Here is a 22,536-nt window from a genome sequence, read left to right as displayed (position 1 = left end):
AGGCTTTGATGTAGCCCCAGTACAAACAGGCAATGACGCCGAACGCTTATCAGCACGCCCTCGCGGGCGCGGATAAACACCCCATCAAGGAAGAAAGAATGTCACCAAAACCACCCGTCAGAGGCAACGCCACTGTCGATATACACCATCGCCCAGGCCCATCGCCGCAAGAAAATACGCCGCGCATCAACACTGGCGCGCCCCCCCTGCACCTGGGTGACAATCCGACGGTATCGGGCAGAAACACCGGCGGTGTCGATCTCGATGCAATCAGGCCGGCACCACAGATCACGGTTCACGAAACAACTGAAACAATGACGCTCGGTGCCACCCCCACACCCGCTGTGGAGTCGCTGGAGCATTACCGGATCAGCGCGCCGCCCACGTTGGCGGCCGCCGATGCCGAGGGTTTCAGGACATACAGGGGGCGCCGATACGTCGACGAGCCGGGGGGCGCCATCGTGCCGGTCAAGCAAGATCCGGACACGGGACTGTACCGGGCCGCCCTGGCGAAAGAGTCGAAACCAACAGGTCCGGTGATGCTGCGTGACACCGCCAGCGGCCTGTGGCACCCGCTGGAAGACTTCGAGCCCATTACCTTTGCGTTATCTTCCACACGCCTGGAGGCTTTCCGCACCGGGCTGGACTTGAGTGACGCAACACCCGATAGCAATGGCCTGCATCAGTTCGACGGCAAACTCTACGTGGTGATCGAGAATCACACGTACCAGGTACTGCACGATCCAGACGCATCAACCCCGCTGGCCACCGTAATGCGTATCGTGCGAGGCGAAGATCCTGTGTCCAGCGACAACGGCAATCTGTATGTCGCGACACGCCCGGGAAGGTCGGAGCCCATCGTTTTCGATGCCATACAAGGCTGGGTCGGGATTACGGTAGCCGGTGCCGGCGGGATGGTGCGCAGTGACGCCAACCCCACAGCATCCCTGAGCCTGCCGGAAAGACTCTCGCTGATGCTCACTCGACTGCGCAGCCCAGAGTCCCGTGCCCGAAAACTGTTCCCGGATCACACCGAGGATCAGATCAGAGACTTTATCCGCTCACTGGGCAGTGATGTCCGCGACGTCTTGACCCGTCGCGAAACCGACTACAAGACACTCAAGGCCGAACTGAAGATCTGGATCAGAAACACGTCCACCGCTTCGCCCCAGGCAACAGCAAAAGGCTGGGCGCAACAGGTCGCCAATGACATCAAGCGCTGCTGGCGCCAGCAGACAGGGGATACATTTCGACTTGAGCCGGGCGATGGAACGCTACCGGCATTAACAGCGGATTTCAGCCATATCCGGCGCCTGGATCTGGACGCCGTCACCTGGTCAGACACCGCCGATACATTCCTCAGTGGATTCTCCGGCCTGGAGCGTCTGACAGTGACCCACTCTTCGCTCGATACACTGCCCGCCGCCGTTACTCATATGCCCCACCTGAGCACACTGGATCTGAGTTCGAACCGTATTGTGCTCAATGCACAAACCGCGGCAAAACTGAGCGCACTCGGCCAACTCAAGAACCTTGATCTGTCGGACAACCCGTTGGGCAAGCCACCTGACTTCACCGGCATGAGCGAACTCAAGACCCTGAACCTGAGCAATACACAATTGGATCAGTGGCCTATCGGCTTGCAGCACCAGACCGGACTCGAACACGTCGACCTGCGCAGGAACCGGCTGACAGAAGTCCCATCGGCCATCCTTTCCCCCTCCCCTGATCAGTTCGAAGCGATCGCCCGGATCAACAGCGTCACGCTGTTTGAGGGCAACCCATTCCCTGCCGGCTACTGGAAAACGCTTGAATTGTATTGGCAACGTGTCACAGCCGATCATCCAGGGCTGGGCACCAACAGCCTGCCCGGTGCGTTCAGGCTTGACGGTGATATCCCGGAGGTCGCCAACGTACAGCGGCTGTACCCGGACAAGTCGGCACAAGAGGCCAGAGAGTTTTTTATCGGATTGGACCCTGAGACAGAAGCCAAACTGGGTCGACGCCTTCAGGAACTGGATGTACTGGAAAGCCAGCTCGATGCCTATGTCGCCGACAGTCAACCCGAGCCGTCCGCCGTCGACACGCCGGCGAAAATACAGGCGCAACGTGTCGCCCAAACCCTCAAGAACTGCTGGCTTCAGGACTCGGACGAAATACTCAAGCTGCCTTCCATCAACGCGCCACTCCCGGCCCTGAGCGTGGACTTCAGTCATGTAAAGCAACTCAGTCTCAGCGCTGTTATCTGGTCGGGCGATGCCGATACATTTCTGTCCGGTTTTCCCAATCTGGAGCGTTTGTCCATTACCCGATCCAGGATTGAAACGTTACCCGGGCAAATTGGCGCGATGGACAAATTGAACAATCTGAACCTGAGCAACAACTACCTTGCACTGGACGAGCAAAGCGCTGCAACGCTCAGCGCCATGAGTCATCTGGAGATCATCAATCTTTCTGACAACCCAACGCTCACGCTAACCCCTGACTTCAGCAAGATGTCCAAGCTGAAATACCTGATGCTGAATAACACGGGAATCAATCAATGGCCGACTGGATTGCAGGACAAGACCGGGCTGCTCATTTTTGATCTGCACAATAATCGCTTGAATGAAGTACCGCAGGCATTTATCAATCCTGCGCCTGAACAGTTGCTGACGATCGCCCGGATCAATAGAGCCGCGTCACTCGGTGGCAACCATTTCCCTGCCGATTACTGGAGAAAATTCGACGACTACTGGCGTCGAGTGAACGAGGAACACCCCGATCTGCTGACCTCTTACCATGGAGTGATATTTGATACCGACAACTCCCCGGCGCAGCGGTATCGGCGATTATTTCCAGGCAAGGACATCAAGAAGTGCAGGGAATACCTCTGGAGCTTTGAGAGTGAAACCGCGGCAGCAACGAAACTCCAAAGTCTTGAACGGGAACACCGCGTACTGAAAAGTCAGCTCGACGATTGGGTTTTTTCTGGAGGCGGCAACCGCGGGGGCTACATTCGGGCGAATCAGTTAGCGGTCAACGCGCGAACCCGTCCTGACCGTGTCGTGGCAAGTGAGCGGATTCTGAGTTGCTGGAGGGGGGAAACACCGCAAAAACATGCCAATGACGGTACACCCATCGGCCTGGAACTGAATCTCGGCGGCCTGCGCCTGCCGAGCCTGCCAGACATCGACGCGGACTTCAGTCACGTCGGCTCGCTCAAACTGAGCAACATGAATCTGAGCACCTCGCCAGAAGGTTTTCTGACCCATTTTCGCCATGTACGCTGGCTGGATCTTTCGCACAACCAATTGCGTGAATTGCCTCCAGCAGTTGGAGAAATGAATGGGCTGACTCGCCTGTTTCTGCAGAACAACCGGATTATCCTGACCGCCGACACTGCCCGCGTTCTGTCGCAGCGCACAACATTGCGAGCCTTGTGGCTACACGAAAATCCGCAACTCGGTATCACCCCGGACTTCACCCTGATAACCGACATGCGCGAGATTGATCTGGCAAACACAGGCATCAACACCTTCCCTGCCGGGCTCGCCGATCAGCCACTGCTGGGCATTGTGAATCTGAACAACAACCGGATCGAGGAAATCCCCGATGCGGTCATAACCCCGCCGGCTGAACGACTCGCCAACAGTGCGCGGGTCAATAACGTGACCAGCATCACTAACAATCCATTGTCAGCGGCCACCCGCACGCGGCTGGAACAATACAACAACCGTCTTATCGAAGCCCAGATACCGATGACCAGCCAGCGCGATCTGGTCGCTACGGCGCGCGGCCATGTCCGGGCAGTCATCCGGATTGCGGCAAATGATCCAATGACGCGCTGGACAATAGGGCTATCGGAAGATCAGGTATCAGCCAGAAGAGTCCAATGGCAAACACTGCGTGATGAACAACGCTCGGATGGTCTGTTCAATACGCTTGCACGCTTGCTCGAGGTTCCCGACGGCCACAATGAGCTTCAGCGCCGGGTCTGGAAGCTGATCGACAGCATTACCGAAAACAATCCGGCGTCCGAACGCCTGCGCAAGGAGGTATTTGATCGGGCCGGCGAAGCGGCCTGCTGTGATCGGGCAGCCTTCACGTTCGCTAATCTGGAAACCCGGGCAATGGCGCACGATGCGCGTGCCCAGGCTCAAGACGAAGCACGGGGCCCGCAATTGTCTGCGCTTTCCAAAGCGTTGTTCCGCTTGCATGAAGTCGACAAAATCGCATCGGCGGACATTGCGCAGCGTGAGGCAAGAATCATCGAAGCGAGGGGGCCTCAGAGGGGCGCGGCCGCTCCAGCGCCACACGTGTCAGAGGAAGTCGAAATCAGACTCGCCTATCGATACTTCCTGAAAGACCGGCTGCAACTGCCGGGACAACCCGAACAAATGGGATTTGCCCGGCTGGCCAATGTGTCAAAAGCGCAATTGAATGCCGCGTACAAAAAAGTCATCGCTATGGATAACTCCCCTGAAGAATTCAAGGCGTTGGTGTCGAGGGAGTTCTGGCAGGAATTCATCACTCATAAGTACCGGGCACAATTCGAAGCGCACCGCCAGACGTTCCAGGATCGACAAGCCACCCTCGACGACGCGCACGTAGCTAACACGCTTGGGTTTAACGATTACGACGCACAATCCAGGGCGCTGCAAAAATCACTGGCGACCGAGGAAGAGGCACTGATCGAGTCGTTGTCCCGACAGGAACTGAGCGAGCATCCAGCCACCAACACTGACGAGGAGGCAGACGGCACAACTGAATAACACGCAAAAAGAGGAGCGCTGGCCGAATGATTTCGGCCAGCCATCACTCGTCGTCGTCGAAGTTGTAACTGCCCGGCGCGAGGTTTTCGAAACGCGTGTATTTACCGATGAACGCCAGGCGGATAAAGCCGATAGGGCCGTTCCGCTGCTTGCCGATGATGATTTCGGCGATGCCCTTGTGCTCGGTTTCCGGGTGATACACCTCGTCCCGGTACACAAACATGATCACGTCGGCGTCCTGCTCGATCGCTCCGGATTCGCGCAAGTCGGAGTTTACCGGGCGCTTGTTGGGGCGTTGTTCCAGGGAACGGTTGAGCTGCGACAGAGCCACTACCGGGCAGTTGAATTCCTTGGCGAGGGCTTTCAGGGATCGCGAGATTTCGGAAATCTCGTTGGTCCGGTTGTCACCGCTGGAGCCGGGGATCTGCATCAGTTGCAAGTAGTCGATCATGATCAGGCCGACATCGCCGTGCTCACGCACCAGACGTCGAGTACGCGCGCGCATTTCCGACGGGCTGATACCGGCGGTGTCATCGATGAACAGCTTGCGATCGTTGAGCAGGTTCACCGCTGAAGTCAGGCGTGGCCAATCATCGTCTTCCAGTTGGCCGGAACGCACCTTGGTCTGGTCGATACGGCCGAGCGAGGACAGCATACGCATGATCAGCGATTCGCCTGGCATCTCGAGGGAATACACCAGCACGGCCTTCTCACTGCGCAACACGGCGTTTTCCACCAGGTTCATCGCAAAGGTGGTTTTACCCATCGACGGACGACCGGCGACGATGATCAGGTCGGACGGTTGCAGACCGCTGGTTTTCTCGTCGAGGTCGGTATAACCAGTGGACAGGCCGGTGATGGCGTTGTCGGTGTTGAACAACGTATCGATGCGGTCGATGGCTTTGGTCAGCAAATCGTTTACGCCGACCGGGCCACCGGTTTTAGGCCGGGCCTCGGCGATCTGGAAGATCTGGCGTTCGGCTTCGTCGAGAATCTCGGCGGCCGTACGGCCTTCCGGGTTGAAGGCGCTGTCGGCAATTTCAGTGCTGATGCCGATTAACTGGCGCAAGGTCGCTCGCTCTCGAACGATCTGCGCATAGGCTTTGATGTTGGCGACGGACGGTGTGTTTTTCGCCAGTTCGCCGAGATAACCGAGGCCACCGACTTGCGACGTCTGACCTTCCTTGTCCAATTGCTCGGCAAGGGTCACGACATCGATCGGCATGTTCTGATCGGCCAGTTTGGCGATCGCACGGAAAATCAAACGGTGGTCATGTCGATAGAAATCGCCATCGGAGACTTGATCGAGCACGCGTTCCCAGGCGTTGTTGTCCAGCATCAGACCACCGAGTACAGCCTGTTCGGCTTCGATGGAATGCGGCGGCACCTTCAGGGCGGCGGTTTGCAGATCGTATTGCTCAGGAGCGGATATTTCGTTCATGGCCACTTGGAGTCAGGGTTGAAAACGGGAGTACCAGAAAGACAAAGGGCACGACCTGTAAACAGGATCGTGCCCGATGTTAACCGTCTGACGGGCAAGCCGCCAGCCGATCAGGTGTTACTTAAGCTGCTACCACGACAACGCGTACGGTGGCTTCAACTTCGGCGTGCAGGTGCACGGCTACGTCGAATTCGCCTACGTTGCGGATGGTGCCGTTCGGCAGACGAACTTCGCTTTTCGCAACTTCAACGCCGGAGGCGGTCAGTGCGTCAGCGATGTCGTGAGTACCGATCGAACCGAACAGCTTGCCTTCGTCGCCAGCGGTGGCAGTGATGGTCACTTCCAGCTCGGCCAGTTGGGCAGCACGGCTTTCAGCCGATGCTTTACGGTCTGCGGCAGCTTTTTCCAGCTCGGCACGACGCTCTTCGAACGCAGCCAGGTTGGCAGCAGTCGCAGCGGTCGCTTTGCCGAAAGGCAGCAGGTAGTTACGGCCGTAACCGGCCTTAACGTTTACTTTGTCGCCCAGGTTGCCCAGGTTGGCGATTTTTTCCAGAAGGATCAGTTGCATGTGGAAATCCTCTTAACTTTTAACCTTCACCGTTCGCGCTGTCGGTGTCTTTCGACACGTGACGACCGCGAAAATCAATCAGGCTGTCGACAATGGCCAGAACCACGAGCAACGGATAGATCAGCTGCATGAACAGCAACAGCGTGACGTACAACCCCACCAGCCAGAAACCGGCCAGTCGCTTCTGCCCGACCAGCCCGTGAATCAGGGCAAGTCCGGCGAACACCAGCGGTACACTGCACAACGGCGTCAACATGGCCATCTGTGCACCGAGATTCGGGCCCAGAAGCATCAACGCCAGCAGTAACATCGCCGGCCCCAGCGGGATTCGGATGGCGCGAAACTCGCGACCAAAACCACCCGGGTTGTACAACAACGCCTGCCAATGACGCCCGACAATCAGGCTCAGCACGCTGACGATCTGCAACAAAGCCGCAATCAGCCCGGTCAGGACCGGTGCAATCAGGGACGCGAAGCGCGCTTGCTCATCGACCGACAATTGCTTGTAGGTCTCACCGAGAAGCGCTGGCATGACCTTTATAAGGGCCTGCGCGAGCATCTCGATCTGGGCTGCAAACGCCGCCCCGAGCACCACTGAAAACACCACTCCAATGGCTACGCTGACCAGCAGCGTGCGAACCCAGGACTCACTTGCGCGCAAAACCAACGCAAGCCCCGAAGACCCCAGCAGCACTAAAAGTGCGCGTGGATCATCGGCATACAACCACCAGACCAATGCCGGCAGCAGCCCCAGGGACAGAACGCCGAGGGCGTCCGTCAATCCGCGCCGCAGAAGCACAAGGCTCCCGGCGGCAGCACCCAACCAATACAACAACGGCAATGTTGCACATCCGGCCACCACGAGAGTGGCCTGCATACGGCCTCGCATGATGAACTCAGCTAAGGCACGCATGCATTCAATCCTTTGCTACTTGTCGACTGCCCGGTCTCAGCGGCCGTGGCTGTCGGTGTAGGCCAGCAGGGCCAGGAAGCGGGCGCGCTTGATAGCGGTAGCCAGCTGACGCTGATAACGAGCTTTGGTACCGGTGATGCGGCTTGGAACGATTTTGCCGGTCTCGGATACGTAGGCTTTCAGAGTGTTGAGATCTTTGTAATCGATCTCTTTCACGTCTTCAGCGGTGAAGCGGCAGAATTTACGACGACGGAAGAAACGTGCCATTTGATAGGCTCCTTAAAAGGTCCGTGGATTACTCGTCAGCGTTATCGCTGTTGTCGCTGTCATCACTATCAGCGCTATCAGCGCCTTCGTGCTCAGGACGGTCGCGACGCTCACGGCGCTCACTGCGGTTTTCTTCAGCCTTGAGCATCTCGGATTGGCCGGTAACGGCTTCTTCGCGACGGATGACCAGGTTACGGATCACTGCATCGTTGTAGCGGAAGTTGTCTTCCAGCTCGGCCAGGGCCTTGCCAGTGCACTCAACGTTCAGCATCACGTAGTGAGCCTTGTGAACATTGTTGATTGCGTAGGCCAGTTGACGACGGCCCCAATCTTCCAGACGGTGGATTTTGCCGCCGTCTTCTTCGATCAGCTTGGTGTAACGCTCAACCATGCCGCCGACTTGCTCGCTTTGATCCGGGTGGACCAAAAAGATGATTTCGTAATGACGCATGAATGCTCCTTACGGGTTGTAGCCTGCCGCTCAAAAACGGTCAGACAAGGAGTGAATGACACTTATGGACTTGCCGGTGCGGGGCACATGCGTGCCTGCCGTGACAGCAAGGGGCGCAATTGTAGAGAAGGGACTGAAGAGGTGCAAGGCAATTGGTGATTATTTGAACAATCACCAACCCTGCCTTCACCACAAACCAATGTGGGAGCGGGCTTGCTCGCGAATGCGATACATCAGGCAACATTGTTGTCGACTGACACTGCGCTTTCGCGAGCAAGCCCGCTCCCACAATTGATTGCATACAACTTTATTTCTTGGCGGAGGCCTTGGCTTTGACGCCACGCTGGCGCTGCGCTTCGAACAGGCATACACCCGTCGCCACGGACACGTTGAGACTGCTGACGCTACCGGCCATCGGCAGATTCACCAGATAGTCGCAATGTTCGCGAGTCAGGCGACGCATGCCTTTGCCTTCGGCGCCCATGATCAGGATGGTCGGGCCGGTCAGGTCCTGGTCATAAATGCTGACCTCGGCCTCGCCCGCCGTACCGACAACCCACAAACCGCGCTGCTGCAGCTTTTCCAGCGTGCGCGCAAGGTTGGTCACTGCCACCAGCGGAATTACTTCCGCCGCACCGCAGGCCACTTTACGCACGACGGGCGTCAGGGTCGCCGACTTGTCTTTGGGCACGATCACGGCGAGCGCACCAGCAGCATCCGCCGAACGCAGACAGGCACCGAGGTTATGCGGATCGGTCACGCCGTCGAGCACCAGCAACAGCGGCGCGCCTTCGGTGCGATCAAGCAACTCGTCGAGCATCGCCTCGCCCCAGACCTGGCTAGGACTCACGTCCGCGACCACGCCCTGATGCACGCCTTCAACCCAAGCGTCCATTTCACGTCGCTCTGCCTGACCGACCTGGACACGATTTTCATTGGCCAGTTCGATCAGGGTCTGCACACGCGGATCGTTACGGCTTTCGGCCAGCCAGATCTGCTTGACGCGCTTGGGGTGGTGACGCAACAACGCTTCTACCGCGTGAACGCCGTAGATTTTTTCCAACTGACTCATGACTTCGCCTTCGGTTTACGTGCTCCGCCACTTTTGGCTGGAGCAGAACCCGCCTTCGGCGGGCCTTTACGGTGCTTGCTCGGTTTGGCTGGCTTGCCGCCGGTCGCCTTTTCAGGCGCCGACCGCCCGGTCTTTCCCCCGGACGCCGCTTTACCACCGTTTTTGGCGTCGGAAAGCAGCGCTTTCTTCATTTCACGGCTTTTACGCAGCTCGGCATTTTTCGCCACGGCATCGCTTGGGCGATAGGCTTCGACAGCTTTTTCCTTGGCCGGACGGCGACTGGCGGTTTTTGCCGGCGCCTTTTCTTCCGAAGCCTTGGCGGATGGAGCAGCCGTTTCGTGACCGCGTTTTTTGCGACCAATCGGTGCGCTGATGGTTTTTTCCGCCATCTCGAAGTCGATCTTGCGCTCGTCAAGATCGACGCGCATCACGCGCACTTCAACAGTGTCGCCGAGACGGAAGCTACGACCGGTGCGCTCGCCCGCCAGGCGGTGATGCACAGGATCGAAGTGGTAGTAATCACCCGGCAGCGCGGTGACATGCACCAGGCCTTCGACGTAGATATCGGTCAGTTCGACGAACAGGCCAAAACCGGTCACGGCGGTGATCACACCCGGGAACGATTCGCCCACGCGGTCTTTCATGAACTCGCACTTGAGCCAGTTCACTACGTCGCGGGTCGCTTCGTCGGCACGGCGCTCGCTCATCGAGCATTGCTCGCCGAGTTGCTCCAGTGCCGCTTCGTCGTACGGATAGATGCGCGCTTTCGGAATGGTCATCGCGCCGGCACGACGAACGTGCGGGGTGTCCTGTTTCGAATGGATCACGCTGCGGATCGCGCGGTGCGTAAGCAGATCCGGGTAACGACGGATCGGCGAAGTGAAGTGGGTATAGGCTTCGTAATTCAGGCCGAAGTGGCCCTGATTGTCAGCGCTGTACACCGCTTGGCTCAGCGAGCGCAGCATCACGGTCTGGATCAGATGGAAATCCGGACGGTCCTTGATGCTCGCCAGCAAGGCCTGATAGTCCTTCGGCGACGGGCCGTCCTTGCCTTTGTGCAGGGACAGGCCAAGTTCACCGAGGAAGGCGCGCAGTTTTTCCAGACGCTCCGGCGGCGGACCATCGTGGACACGATACAGCGCCGGGATTTCGTGTTTCTTCAGGAATTCGGCAGTGGCCACGTTGGCCGCCAGCATGCATTCCTCAATCAGCTTGTGCGCATCATTACGGGTGGTCGGGCGGATTTCGGCAATCTTGCGCTCGGAACCGAAGATGATCCGGGTTTCCTGAGTCTCGAAATCGATCGCGCCACGCACATGACGGGCGGCCAGCAACACTTTGTACAGCGAATAAAGCTGCTTGAGGTGCGGCACGACGTCGGTGTATTCGCCACGCAATTTACGCGCTTCGGCAACCTTCGGCGTTTCCAGCATCGCGCTGACCTTGTTGTAGGTCAGACGAGCGTGAGAATGAATCACCGCCTCATAGAAGCAGTAGTCAGTCATTTCGCCAGACTTGGAGATGGTCATCTCGCAAACCATGGCCAGACGATCGACATGCGGGTTCAGCGAGCAGAGGCCGTTGGACAACTGCTCTGGCAGCATCGGCACTACGCGCTCAGGGAAGTACACCGAGTTGCCGCGCACCTGGGCTTCGTTGTCCAGCGCCGAACCGATTTTCACGTAACTGGAAACGTCGGCAATCGCCACGTACAACTTCCAGCCACCGGAGAACAGTCGCAGCTTGCCAGGCTTGGCTTCGCAATAGACCGCATCGTCGAAGTCGCGGGCATCTTCGCCGTCGATGGTGACGAACGGCAGATGGCGCAGGTCGACGCGCTTCTCTTTGTCTTTGTCTTCCACTTCCGGCTTGAGCTTGGCGGCTTCTTTGAGAACCGCTTCAGGCCAGACGTGCGGAATATCGTAGGTACGCAGGGCGACATCGATTTCCATGCCCGGCGCCATGTAGTTGCCGACCACTTCAACCACATCGCCTTGCGGCTGAAAGCGTGGTGTCGGCCAGTGAGTGATCTTCACCTCAACGAACTGGCCGATCTGGGCGTTGGCATTGCGACCCGGGGTCACCAGCACTTCTTGCTGGATCTTCGGGTTATCCGCAACGACGAAGCCGATGCCGCCCTCTTCAAAGTAGCGACCGACAATGCTTTCGTGAGCACGGGTCACCACTTCAACGATCACACCTTCGCGGCGACCGCGACGATCGAGGCCGGAAACACGGGCCAGCGCGCGATCACCGTCGAACACCAAGCGCATTTGCGCCGGGCTCATGAACAGGTCATCGCTACCGTCGTCCGGCACCAGGAAGCCAAAGCCGTCACGGTGACCGCTGATGCGACCGAGGATCAGGTCGAGCTTATCCACCGGCGCGTAAGTACCACGACGGGTGTAGATCAGTTGAGCGTCGCGCTCCATGGCGCGCAGACGGCGGCGCAGGGCTTCGACCTGGTCTTCTGTGGTCAGACCAAACTCTTCGACCAGTTGCTCGCGGGCAGCAGGCGAACCCCGATCGGCGAGATGCGCCAGGATCAGTTCGCGGCTAGGAATAGGGTTTTCATATTTTTCCGCTTCACGAGCGGCCTCGGGATCGAGGGACTGCCAATCGGCCATTAGATAGTTTTCACCTTGTCTATATACGGGTTAGTTTGGCATAGGCGCCATCAAACGGGAAATTTCCGACTCTATAAGGCCCTTCTGAAGCCCTGTATCGAAGCTGGAAAGCCGTTTTGAACACCGCCGGTAAAAAAAACCATTTTTTTTGCTGGCAGGGGTTTACAGTTAAAAAGACGCTCCGTATAGTGCGCGCCATCGACGACGCACATGCGCTGCCGATACTGCCCAGATGGTGAAATTGGTAGACACGCCAGCTTCAGGTGCTGGTGACCTTACGGTCGTGGAAGTTCGAGTCTTCTTCTGGGCACCAATTTAGAGCTTGAGACTAGATCAGTTTCAAGGCTCACACAAAACCCGCGAAAGCGGGTTTTTTGCATTCTAAGGAACGGTTTTCTTAAAACTGATTTATTAAAATTAAATCAGGGGTTTACAGATTAAAACGCGCTCCGTATAGTGCGCCACATCAACAGCGGCAACGCTAGCGATGATTGCCCAGATGGTGAAATTGGTAGACACGCCAGCTTCAGGTGCTGGTGACCTTACGGTCGTGGAAGTTCGAGTCTTCTTCTGGGCACCAATTCAAATTCAAGGTTAAGGCCTTGGATTTCACAGAAACCCGCGAAAGCGGGTTTTTGCGTTTCTGGCATTTGAAAATCCATTCCCCTCGCCTTAGCAAACCTGCTCGTACGCCACAAGGCGCATTTGAGAAACAATATCGTTTATCATTGTTGCAAGTTTTTGCAATGCGACAGTGAGGAACCCTGCGAATGACGTTTCGAAATACCCTGCGCCGAGGCTTTACCTTCACCCTCCTCGGCCTGGCACTCGCCACTCCCCTCGCCCAGGCTGCCGATGCGGTTTCCCTGACTCTCTACAACGGCCAACACAAGGAAGTCGGCGACGCGATCGCCAAAGCCTTTGAAGCCAAGACCGGCATTCACGTCAATGTCCGCAAAGGCAGCAGCAATCAGCTTGCCAGCCAGATCATCGAAGAAGGCGACCGCTCCCCCGCCGACGTGATCTACACCGAAGAATCCCCTCCACTGAATAACCTCGGCGAACAAGGCCTGCTGGCCAAGACCGATGACGCCACACTGGCCGTACTGCCGAAAAAATACGTCGCTGGCAACGGCACCTGGATCGGCGTCACCGCTCGCGTTCGCGTGGCGGCGTTCAACCCGACACTGATCGACGAAAAAGACCTGCCGAAGTCGGTAATGGAATTCTCCGAGCCGAAATGGCAAGGCAAGATCGGCTTTGTGCCCACCAGCGGCGCCTTCCAGGAACAGGCCGTGGCCATCATCAAAATGCACGGTCGCGATGCCGCCGAAGAATGGCTGACCGGCCTGCGCGCTTTCGGCAAGACCTACAGCAACAACATGGTCGCGCTCAAAGCCGTCGAGAACGGTGAAGTCGCCGCCGTACTGGTGAACAACTACTACTGGTTCGCCCTGCAACGCGAGAAAGGCCAACTGGATTCCAAACTGCACTACTTCACCGGCGGCGATGTCGGCGGCTTGATTACCGTTTCCAGCGCTGCCGTGCTGAAATCCAGCAAACACCCAAAAGAAGCGCAGCAATTGCTCGCCTACATGGCCAGCGAAGAAGGCCAGCGCGTGATCACCCAAACCACCGCCGAATACCCGCTGCACAAAGGCATGGAATCGGATCGCGGCCTCAAGCCGTTCAGCGAACTGGAAGCGCCGAACGTCACACCGGCCGATTTGGGCAATGCTGAACAAGCACTGGAGCTGGAACGTGAAGTTGGCTTGAACTGATGACCGCATCGTTATCCGCCCCCGCCGCGCGCGGGGGGTACGTGCCACGGCGCAAGCGACCATCGATCTGGCTGGTACTGCCGGTATTGCTATTGGTGGTCTTGAGCCTGTTGCCGCTGGCCTACGTTGGGATAAAGACCTGGCAGGCCGGCTGGGCCGAGGCGCTGCATTTGTTGTGGCGCCCCTATGTCTTCGGTCTACTGCGCAATACGCTGGCCTTGATGGTCGGCGTGACTATCACCTGCGGCGTGATCGGTCTGTCGCTGGCCTGGCTGCTGGAGCGCAGCAATCTGCCGGGGCGGCGTTTGTGGGGTGTGATCCTGTGCCTGCCGTTCGCGGTTCCGGCGTTTGTCAGCAGCTTCACCTGGGTTTCGCTGAGCGCACAGCTCGAAGGCCTCGGCGGCGCGATTCTGGTGATGAGCCTGTCGAAATACCCGCTGATCTTTCTCCCAGTGGCGGCAACCCTGCGCAATCTCGATCCTTCTCTCGAAGAGTCAGCCCGCACCTTGGGGCAGAATCGCTGGGGCGTTTTTTTCCGGGTCACCCTGCCCCTGCTCTGGCCATCGCTGCTAGCGGGCTCGCTGCTGATCGCCTTACACATGCTGGTGGAGTTTGGCGCACTGTCGATCATTGGCCTGCAAACCTTTACCACGGCGATCTACCAACAATTCGAACTGGCATTCAGCAACGCCAATGCAGCAATGCTGTCCGCCGTGCTGCTCGCGCTGTGCCTGGTGCTGCTGTGGCTGGAACTGCGAGTGCGCGGCAAGGGCCGGCACGTGCGCACCGGGCAAGGTGCGGCGCGTCAGGCTGAACAGGTTCAGCTGGGGCCTTGGGCGGCGGTCGGCCAGTTGTATTGCCTGATCCTGGCAATCATTGGCAGCGCGATTCCACTGGGCATGCTGGCGTACTGGCTGGCTGCAGGCTCTTCGGCTGCATTCCCGGTTGCGGCCATTACCGAGGCGCTGCTGTCATCGCTGGCGTTATCGCTAGGTGGCGCGGCACTGTGCCTGTTGCTGGCAGTGCCGGTCGGGCTGCTGGTGGTGCGCTATAAAGGCCAACTGGCGATCTGGGCCGAACGCTTGCCGTATCTGCTGCATGCGTTGCCGGGTTTGGTGATTGCGCTGACGCTGGTGTATTTCGCCCTGCACTACGTGCCTGTGCTGTATCAAACGTCCGGCCTGTTGCTGATCGCTTATGCGCTGTTGTTCCTGCCGCTGGCTCAGGCTCCGATCCGCACGGCACTGAACAAGGCAGCGCCGCAACTGGAAGAGGCTGCACGCACACTGGGCGCATCGTCGTTTACGGCGTTTTGCCGGGTGACACTGCCGATCATCTTCCCGGCATTGGGCGCAGCGTTTGCGTTGGTGTTTCTGGATGCGATGAAGGAATTGACCGCGACGTTGCTGCTGAGTCCGACCGGTCTCAATACGTTGGCAACCGAGGTGTGGGCGCATACGGCGAATGTCGAGTTTGCGGCCGCAGCGCCTTATGCGGCGCTGTTGATTGTGGTTTCTGGATTGCCGGTTTATCTGCTGACAACCCGGATGTACCTGAGCCGCTGAAACGGCCATCGCGAGCCGACTCACTCCCACAGTGGAATGCATCCCCTGTGGGAGCCAGCCTACTGGCAATCGGATCTGAATCACGCCCTGAACTGCCCCAGGCTCGCCTTGAGCTGGGCCGCCAAACCATCCAGCACCTTGCCACTGGCCGTGGTCTCCACCACCGCTTGAGCCGCTTTCTCGGCTTGAGCATGAATCGTCTCGACCCGCCCACGCACTGCCTGTGCACCTTGCGCCTGATGCGCCGCCGCCTGCGTGGCCAAACCAATTGCCGCGTGCACCTGCTCGACCGACACCTGCACAGATTGCTGTAAGCGCGCACTGTCACGCAGCACCAGCAAACCTTCGCTGGCCTGACGCCCAGCCTGACCAATCGCCTCCACCGCCTCACGCGCGCCCTGCTGCAAAGCCACAATGTGCGCTTGAATGTCGCCGGTAGAACTCTGGGTTTTACTCGCCAGTGCACGAACCTCGTCCGCCACCACGGCGAAACCGCGCCCGGTCTCGCCCGCCCGCGCCGCTTCGATAGCCGCGTTCAGCGCCAGCAAATTGGTTTGCTCGGCAATCCCGTGAATCACTGTCAGCACGACTTCAATCTGCTCGCTCTGCTGCGCCAGTCGCTCGATGACTTTTGCCCCGGTATCGACCTGTCCGGCGAGCGCCTCGATCAGGCTGCCGACCTTGGCCGACGTGCGGGTGTTTTCATCGGTGGCCTGTCGAATGTCGACCACCTGCTTCAACGCCGCCTGCATGGCATGGCTTTCCGATTGCGCCTCATCAGCCATTTGCGACAGTGCGCGCAGACTTTCCGCCACTTCGTCGCGCTGCATCCCGGCCGCAGCATCCGCGCCGGCATTGCGCAGGGTCATCGCACCGATTTCCACACCCGTGCGCTGAGCCACGTCGCCCGCCTCGCGCACGATCGGCTGCAACTTATCCACAAAGCGATTGACCGCCGAGGCCATGTCGCCGATCTCATCCTTGCTGTTGATTTGCACACGCTTGGTCAGATCGCCCTCACCCGCTGCGAGATCATCCATCGCCACGTTGAGCATCTTCAGGCGATTGACCACACGATGACCCAAAACCACGGCCAACAACAGCAGCACACCCGCACCGACCAGCGCCAGGCCCATGCCGATCCGCCAGCGCAGAGTCGCGGCGGCGTCCTGCACGGTACTGGCAGTATTGGCTTTCATTTCTACCGCAGTCGATTGCGCCGATTGCAGGCGCGCGCGCATCGCGGTCGCACTGTCGGCTGCCGCGCCTTTGAGGCTGTCGCCAACCAACTGATCACTGCTGGCGATCAACGCCGAGAAGCGCTTATCCAGCGCCGCCAGATCGGTCTCTACGGACGCCGTGGAGACCCCCATCAACACCTTGCCGATTTCCACGCCATTGGGATTGATCGACGCCTCCAGGTAATAGACCGACGGATCGTGCTTCGCCGCATCCAGCACTTTATCCAGTGCACGCTCACCCTGGCCCTTTTCCAGCAAGGCCTTGTTGATCGGGTTTTCGCGATTGAGATAACGGGTCAGGTGCTGACCGGTCGCATCGTCGTACACAACGAACAGCACGCTGGGGTTGCGCTGGGCGCGCCGGGCGAATTCAGACAAGGTCGGTACATCGCTATCCCACATGGCGCGAGGTGCAACGGAAGCCAGCAATTGGGCCATGTCATTGGCCGAATCCTGCAGATCCTTTTCCAGTGTCGCGCGAAGTTGCGCCTGCTCTTCCTTCAAACGCGACGACAGACCCGCGGTCAGCCGCTGACGAGTGTTGGCGGACAAAGCATCAAGACTCGACGTGACTTCACGCCCTGCCTGCTCCAGTTCGCCGGAAAGTTTCTGGCTGTCAGCACCGAGCCGCACCGCCAGATCAGCTTCCAGCGCGGTGACCGTGCTCCGTGTCAGGGCGACGGCCACCAACACCTGCACCAAAAGGGCGATACCAAGGGTAACGAATACAGGCCGCAATAAACGGCTTTGTAACAGTGAGAGAACGGCCGACACTGTGAATACCTCTACGTCTGACGCCATTAATTTGATGGCACTCTTGTAGACAGAATCACAGCAAAGGTCATGCCGTCCAACAGGCATAAACGACAAAGGCCCCAATTAAGGGGCCTTTGTTTTTTACATCAACGACTTATCAAGCAAACGGATGGCGCAGAACGATGGTTTCGTTGCGATCCGGGCCCGTCGAAATAATGTCGATCGGCGCGCCGACCAACTCTTCGATGCGTTTGATGTAGTTACGCGCAGCCTGTGGCAGCTCTTCCAGGGTCTTGGCACCCAGGGTCGATTCGCTCCAGCCCGGCATTTGCTCGTACACCGGCTCAAGGCCAATGTAGCTATCAGCGTCAGTTGGTGCGTCGATCACTGCACCATCAGCGTTCTTGTAGCCAACGCAGATGTTGATGGTTTCCAGACCGTCCAGTACGTCCAGCTTGGTCAGGCACAGGCCCGAGATGCTGTTCACATCGATAGCGCGACGCAGGATGACGGCGTCGAACCAGCCGCAACGACGGGCACGACCGGTGGTTGCACCGAACTCGTGGCCACGCTTGGCCAGGAATGCGCCAACGTCGTCGAACAGTTCAGTCGGGAAAGGCCCCGAACCTACACGAGTGGTGTAAGCCTTGGTGATGCCGAGGATGTAGTCCAGGAACATCGGACCAACGCCCGAACCGGTGGCGATGCCGCCGGCCGTGGTGTTGGAGCTGGTGACGTACGGGTAGGTACCGTGGTCGATGTCCAGCAGCGAGCCTTGGGCGCCTTCGAACATGATGTCTTTGCCTGCGCGACGCAGGTCGTGCAGTTCGGCAGTGACGTCGAGCATCATCGGCTTGAGCAGCTCAGCGTATTCCATGCACTCGTCGAGAGTCTTCTGGAAGTCGATGGCCGGCTCTTTGTAGTAATTGACCAGTACGAAGTTGTGGTAATCCAGCAACTCGCCCAGCTTGGCGGCGAAACGCTCGCGGTGGAACAGGTCACCGATGCGCAGACCGCGACGTGCAACCTTGTCTTCGTAAGCCGGGCCGATGCCGCGACCGGTCGTACCGATCTTCAGCTCGCCACGGGCCTTCTCACGGGCCTGATCCAGCGCAACGTGGTAGGACAGGATCAGCGGGCAAGACGGGCTGATACGCAGGCGCTCGCGCACCGGCACGCCTTTCTCCTCCAGCTTGTTGATTTCCCGCATCAGAGCGTCAGGTGCAACCACCACGCCGTTACCGATCAGGCACTGCACGCCTTCGCGCAATACGCCCGACGGGATCAGGTGCAAGACGGTTTTTTCGCCGTCGATCACCAAGGTGTGACCAGCGTTGTGGCCACCCTGGTAGCGCACTACGGCGGCAGCATGTTCGGTCAGCAGATCAACGATCTTGCCTTTGCCCTCATCACCCCACTGGGTGCCCAGGACTACGACATTCTTACCCATAACACTTGTCCTCATTCGCGCAAACTTGGTGCCGGCGATGGCCGGCAGGAAAACTCAAGAAGCCAGTGGCGATACTTGCCAAAGCCCGTTCTGCTGAATCAATTGCCGGTCGCAGTCCGCATCACGGGCGGCGGCCAAAGGTTGTCCAGGCAACGCCTGAACAACACGCTGACCCTCACTGCGCAACTGGCAAACCTGCTGCCAGAGTGCCGCATCCGTACTGTCAGGCATCCAGATACCGCCAGACGGTAGCTCGATTTCAGCACGCCCCAGGGTCACCAGGGTTTTCAAATCGGTAGAGAAGCCGGTCGCCGGACGGGCGCGACCGAAGTCGGCGCCGATGTCGTCGTAACGACCGCCTTGAGCGATGGACTGGCCAACGCCCGGCACGAACACCGCGAACACCACACCGGTGTGGTAGTGGTAGCCGCGCAGCTCGCCCAGATCAAAGTACAGCGGCAACTGCGGGAATCGCGCCGACAGACGCTCGGCGATTGCCAGCAAATCTTCCAGTGCCGCCAGCACCGGCGCCGGCGCATTGGCCAAACGCTCACGGGCGGCGACCAGCACCTCGCGGCCACCACACAGGTCGACCAGCGCACGCAGCATGCCGGACAGATCGGCCGGCAAGCCTTCGGTCAACGTAATGACCTCGTCGATCGCCTTGCGTTGCAGCGCATCGAACAACTGCTGCTCAACTTCACCGGACAGGCCGGCGGCGCGCGCCAGACCACGGTAAATGCCGACATGGCCAAGGTCCATGTGCACATCCGGCACATCGGCCAGGTGCAGCATGGCCAGCATCAGGCTGATCACTTCAACGTCGCTGCTCGGGCTGGCGTCGCCGTACAACTCGGCACCCAACTGGATCGGGCTGCGAGAAGACGACAGTGCACGCGGCTGGGCATGCAGCACGCTACCGGCGTAGCACAGACGACTCGGGCCTTCGCGACGCAGGGTGTGTGCGTCGATGCGCGCCACTTGCGGCGTGATGTCGGCACGGAACCCCATCTGCCGGCCCGATTGCGGGTCGATGACCTTGAAGGTACGCAGATCCAGATCCTGGCCCGCGCCGGTCAGCAGGGATTCCAGGTACTCGATATGGGGGGTCACGACAAACTCGTAACCCCAGCTCTGGAACAGATCCAACACCTGACGACGCGCCACTTCAATGCGCGCAGCTTCCGGTGGCAGTACTTCTTCGATGCCATCTGGCAGCAGCCAGCGGTCTACCGTTGCCATTACGCCTTCCCCTTTGATCCGGGCGGCCAGCACTAGGGCGAGCCTTGAGTGAAGCAGAAAATGATCGGGCCATTCAAAACGCACGCGCATGAACGACGCAGCGAAAGGCCTGATACCGGCCTCGCCCATCACTTTCCTCGAAAAACTGTCGAGCTATTCAGCCCGATGTTCTGCAGCAAAAACAGCAATCAAACGTGCAGACGCAAAAAAGCCGGGAATTTCCCGGCTGCCGCATCATACACACGTTTTCCCAAAGGATCACCCCGCCCGAGGTTTTAGCCGCCGGGCGGAATGATTCAGGTCAACGTCGTATCAAGGCTTGGACTTTTCCAGGTAACGGAAAAAGTCGCTGCTTGGGTCGAGGACCATGACGTCGGATTTGTTCGCGAAGCTTTCACGGTAGGCACGCAGGCTACGATAGAAAGCGTAGAACTCCTGATCCTGACCGTAGGCCTTGGAGTAGATCGCAGCAGCCTGGGCATCACCGTCACCACGAACCTCTTCGGATTCACGATAGGCTTCAGCCAGCAGAACGCGGCGTTGACGATCGGCGTCGGCACGGATGCCTTCAGCCAGCTCGTTACCCTTGGCGCGGTGCTCGCGAGCTTCACGCTCACGCTCGGTGCTCATACGCTCGAACACGCTGCGGTTAACTTCTTTCGGCAGATCGATACCCTTGACCCGGACATCGACCACCTCGATACCCAGCTCTTTCTCGGCCATCGTGTTCAACGAAGCAGTGATATCAGCCATCAGCGCGTCGCGCTCACCGGATACCACTTCATGCAGGGTGCGTTTACCGAACTGGTCACGCAGGCCGGATTCCAGACGACGGGACAAACGCTCGTCGGCGATCTGCTTGAGGCCGGAAGTCGCGGTGTAGAAGCGCTCGGCATCTTTCACACGCCACTTGGCGTAAGCATCGACCATCACGGCTTTCTTTTCCAGGGTCAGGAAGCGCTGCGTCGGTGCATCCAGCGTCATCAGACGTGCGTCGAATTTACGCACCTGGTTAACGTAAGGCACTTTCACATGCAGACCTGGCTGAACATCGGCCTCTACCACACGACCGAATTGCAGCATAACCGCGCGCTCGGTCTGAGACACGATGTAGAAGCAGTTCCAGCCAACCAATACCACAACGACGCCAACGATCAGGGCGATCAGCGATTTATTGCTCATCAGCGGGTCTCCCTTGTACGCGACTGCGGCAGGTCAGTGACATGCGGCGTGACATCCGAGTTTTTACTGGCAGCAGCCGAACCGGCGACCGGCGCATTGCTACCCGAACCGCTCTGAATCATCTTGTCCAGCGGCAAATACAGCAGGTTGCTCTGGCCGTTCTTGTTACCAGTCACGAGCACCTTGCTGGTATTGCTGAAGATTTCCTGCATGGTGTCCAGGTACAGACGCTCACGGGTAACTTCAGGTGCCTTGCGGTATTCGGCGACCAGTTTAGTGAAGCGATCTGCCTCACCCTTGGCGCGAGAGACCGTTTCGTCGCGGTAACCGTTGGCATCCTCAAGGATACGCTGGGCCTGACCACGCGCCTCAGGCACGACGCCGTTGGCGTAGGTTTCCGCCTGGTTGCGCGAACGCTGTTCGTCTTCACGCGCGCGGATCACGTCATCGAAGGCTTCCTGCACTTCACGCGGGGCTGCCGCGTTCTGTACGTTCACCTGAGTCACGGTGATACCGGTGCGATAGGTATCGAGGAAGCGTTGCAGACGCTCCTTGATTTCGCTGGCCATCAACTCACGACCTTCGGTCAGCACCTGGTCCATGGCGGTCGAACCCACCACATGGCGCAGGGCGCTGTCGGTTGCATGCTGCAAGCTGATTTCAGGTTGATCGACGTTCAGCACGAAGTCCTGAAGGTTGCTGATCTTGTACTGCACGGTCAGCGGCACTTCGACGATGTTCTCGTCTTCGGTGAGCATTTGACCCTGCTTGGTATAGGCACGCTCACGCGTAACGTTTTCCATGTACTTTTTATCGATCGGCGGGAAATAGATGTTCAGACCCGGGCCAACGGTTTCGTAGTATTTGCCGAAGCGCAGCACGACGGCTTGCTCCTGCTCGTCGACTACGTAGACCGCGCTGTACAGCCAGACAGCCGCCAGCACGACCAGTCCGATGCCGAGCAGACCGCCGAAGCCGCCTCCACTCTTGCCCGAACCACCGCCGTCATCACCACGTTTCTTACCACCACCGAACAACCCGTTCAGGCTTTCCTGCAGCTTACGGAAGGCCTCGTCGAGATCTGGTGGCCCCTTGCGGTCGCCATTATTGCGGCGCTTGCCACCCCAAGGATCCTGATTGTTCGAGTTGCCACCCGGCTCATTCCAAGCCATAGCGCTCTCCATCTGATAAAGCAAAGACGCACCCACGGCGCGCCGACCAATGCT

General features: G+C 58.7%; 15 protein-coding genes and 2 tRNA genes. 5 read left to right on the top strand and 12 right to left on the bottom strand.

Annotated elements, in window-relative coordinates:
- Positions 1-32 precede the first annotated feature (32 nt).
- Entirely contained in the window at positions 33-4,754 is a 4,722-nt protein-coding gene (locus AACY18_RS06980; protein ID WP_339433668.1) for an NEL-type E3 ubiquitin ligase domain-containing protein, read from the top strand.
- A gap of 43 nt (positions 4,755-4,797) precedes the next feature.
- Here AACY18_RS06980 and dnaB read toward each other — a convergent pair whose 3' ends face one another.
- The 7 genes from dnaB to rnr all read right to left on the bottom strand — a co-directional run bounded on the left by dnaB (position 4,798) and on the right by rnr (position 12,093).
- A complete protein-coding gene (gene dnaB / locus AACY18_RS06975; RefSeq protein WP_339433667.1) occupies positions 4,798-6,195 on the bottom strand; it encodes a replicative DNA helicase in 1,398 nt (465 codons plus the stop codon).
- 121 nt (positions 6,196-6,316) lie between these two features.
- Entirely contained in the window at positions 6,317-6,763 is a 447-nt protein-coding gene (rplI, locus tag AACY18_RS06970; RefSeq protein ID WP_003186385.1) for a 50S ribosomal protein L9, read from the bottom strand.
- A 19-nt stretch (positions 6,764-6,782) separates the two neighbouring features.
- Positions 6,783-7,676 carry a hypothetical protein gene (locus AACY18_RS06965; RefSeq protein ID WP_339433666.1) on the bottom strand — a complete coding sequence of 298 codons (894 nt, stop codon included), beginning with the start codon at positions 7,674-7,676 and terminating at the stop codon, positions 6,783-6,785.
- Positions 7,677-7,712: 36 nt separating this feature from the next.
- A complete protein-coding gene (rpsR, locus tag AACY18_RS06960; RefSeq protein WP_002551829.1) occupies positions 7,713-7,943 on the bottom strand; it encodes a 30S ribosomal protein S18 in 231 nt (76 codons plus the stop codon).
- A gap of 28 nt (positions 7,944-7,971) precedes the next feature.
- The gene (rpsF, locus tag AACY18_RS06955; RefSeq protein WP_003236224.1) at positions 7,972-8,394 is read right to left on the bottom strand and encodes a 30S ribosomal protein S6; all 423 of its coding nucleotides are present in this window, start codon (positions 8,392-8,394) and stop codon (positions 7,972-7,974) included.
- Positions 8,395-8,701: 307 nt separating this feature from the next.
- Positions 8,702-9,466, bottom strand: coding sequence for a 23S rRNA (guanosine(2251)-2'-O)-methyltransferase RlmB (rlmB, locus tag AACY18_RS06950; RefSeq protein WP_221733085.1), 765 nt, complete (start codon positions 9,464-9,466; stop codon positions 8,702-8,704).
- Positions 9,463-12,093 (bottom strand): ribonuclease R, encoded by a 2,631-nt coding sequence (rnr, locus tag AACY18_RS06945; RefSeq protein ID WP_339464588.1) that lies wholly within the window; start codon positions 12,091-12,093, stop codon positions 9,463-9,465. Before rnr ends, rlmB begins: the two co-directional genes overlap by 4 nt.
- A 226-nt stretch (positions 12,094-12,319) precedes the next feature.
- Between rnr and AACY18_RS06940 the strand changes: the two genes are divergently transcribed.
- The 4 genes from AACY18_RS06940 (at position 12,320) to AACY18_RS06925 (ending at position 15,439) form a co-directional block, all read left to right on the top strand.
- Positions 12,320-12,406, top strand: a tRNA-Leu gene (locus AACY18_RS06940).
- A 180-nt stretch (positions 12,407-12,586) separates the two neighbouring features.
- Positions 12,587-12,673, top strand: a tRNA-Leu gene (locus AACY18_RS06935).
- A 190-nt stretch (positions 12,674-12,863) separates the two neighbouring features.
- Entirely contained in the window at positions 12,864-13,874 is a 1,011-nt protein-coding gene (locus AACY18_RS06930) for an extracellular solute-binding protein (protein WP_339433664.1), read from the top strand.
- Positions 13,874-15,439 (top strand): ABC transporter permease, encoded by a 1,566-nt coding sequence (locus AACY18_RS06925; RefSeq protein WP_339464587.1) that lies wholly within the window; start codon positions 13,874-13,876, stop codon positions 15,437-15,439. The genes AACY18_RS06930 and AACY18_RS06925 overlap by 1 nt, the downstream gene beginning before the upstream one ends.
- Before the next feature lie 80 nt (positions 15,440-15,519).
- Here AACY18_RS06925 and AACY18_RS06920 read toward each other — a convergent pair whose 3' ends face one another.
- From AACY18_RS06920 to hflK, 5 genes are all read right to left on the bottom strand, one after another.
- Positions 15,520-17,454, bottom strand: coding sequence for a methyl-accepting chemotaxis protein (locus AACY18_RS06920; protein WP_339433662.1), 1,935 nt, complete (start codon positions 17,452-17,454; stop codon positions 15,520-15,522).
- Between the two features lie 139 nt (positions 17,455-17,593).
- On the bottom strand, positions 17,594-18,886 hold the full coding sequence (locus AACY18_RS06915) for an adenylosuccinate synthase (protein WP_221733090.1): 1,293 nt from the start codon (positions 18,884-18,886) through the stop codon (positions 17,594-17,596).
- 54 nt (positions 18,887-18,940) lie between these two features.
- A complete protein-coding gene (locus AACY18_RS06910) occupies positions 18,941-20,128 on the bottom strand; it encodes an ATP phosphoribosyltransferase regulatory subunit (protein WP_221733091.1) in 1,188 nt (395 codons plus the stop codon).
- A gap of 312 nt (positions 20,129-20,440) precedes the next feature.
- Positions 20,441-21,310 (bottom strand): protease modulator HflC, encoded by an 870-nt coding sequence (gene hflC, locus AACY18_RS06905; protein ID WP_221733092.1) that lies wholly within the window; start codon positions 21,308-21,310, stop codon positions 20,441-20,443.
- Positions 21,310-22,482, bottom strand: a complete 1,173-nt coding sequence (hflK, locus tag AACY18_RS06900) for an FtsH protease activity modulator HflK (RefSeq protein WP_339433661.1) — start codon at positions 22,480-22,482, stop codon at positions 21,310-21,312. Before hflK ends, hflC begins: the two co-directional genes overlap by 1 nt.
- Between the last annotated feature and the right edge of the window lie 54 nt (positions 22,483-22,536).

This window comes from Pseudomonas sp. EA_65y_Pfl2_P74, assembly GCF_963970575.1.
In the GTDB taxonomy this organism is placed as follows: domain Bacteria; phylum Pseudomonadota; class Gammaproteobacteria; order Pseudomonadales; family Pseudomonadaceae; genus Aquipseudomonas; species Aquipseudomonas baetica_A.
Note: the sequence above shows the minus strand (reverse complement) of the source record. Positions and strands in the feature narration are given on the sequence as shown.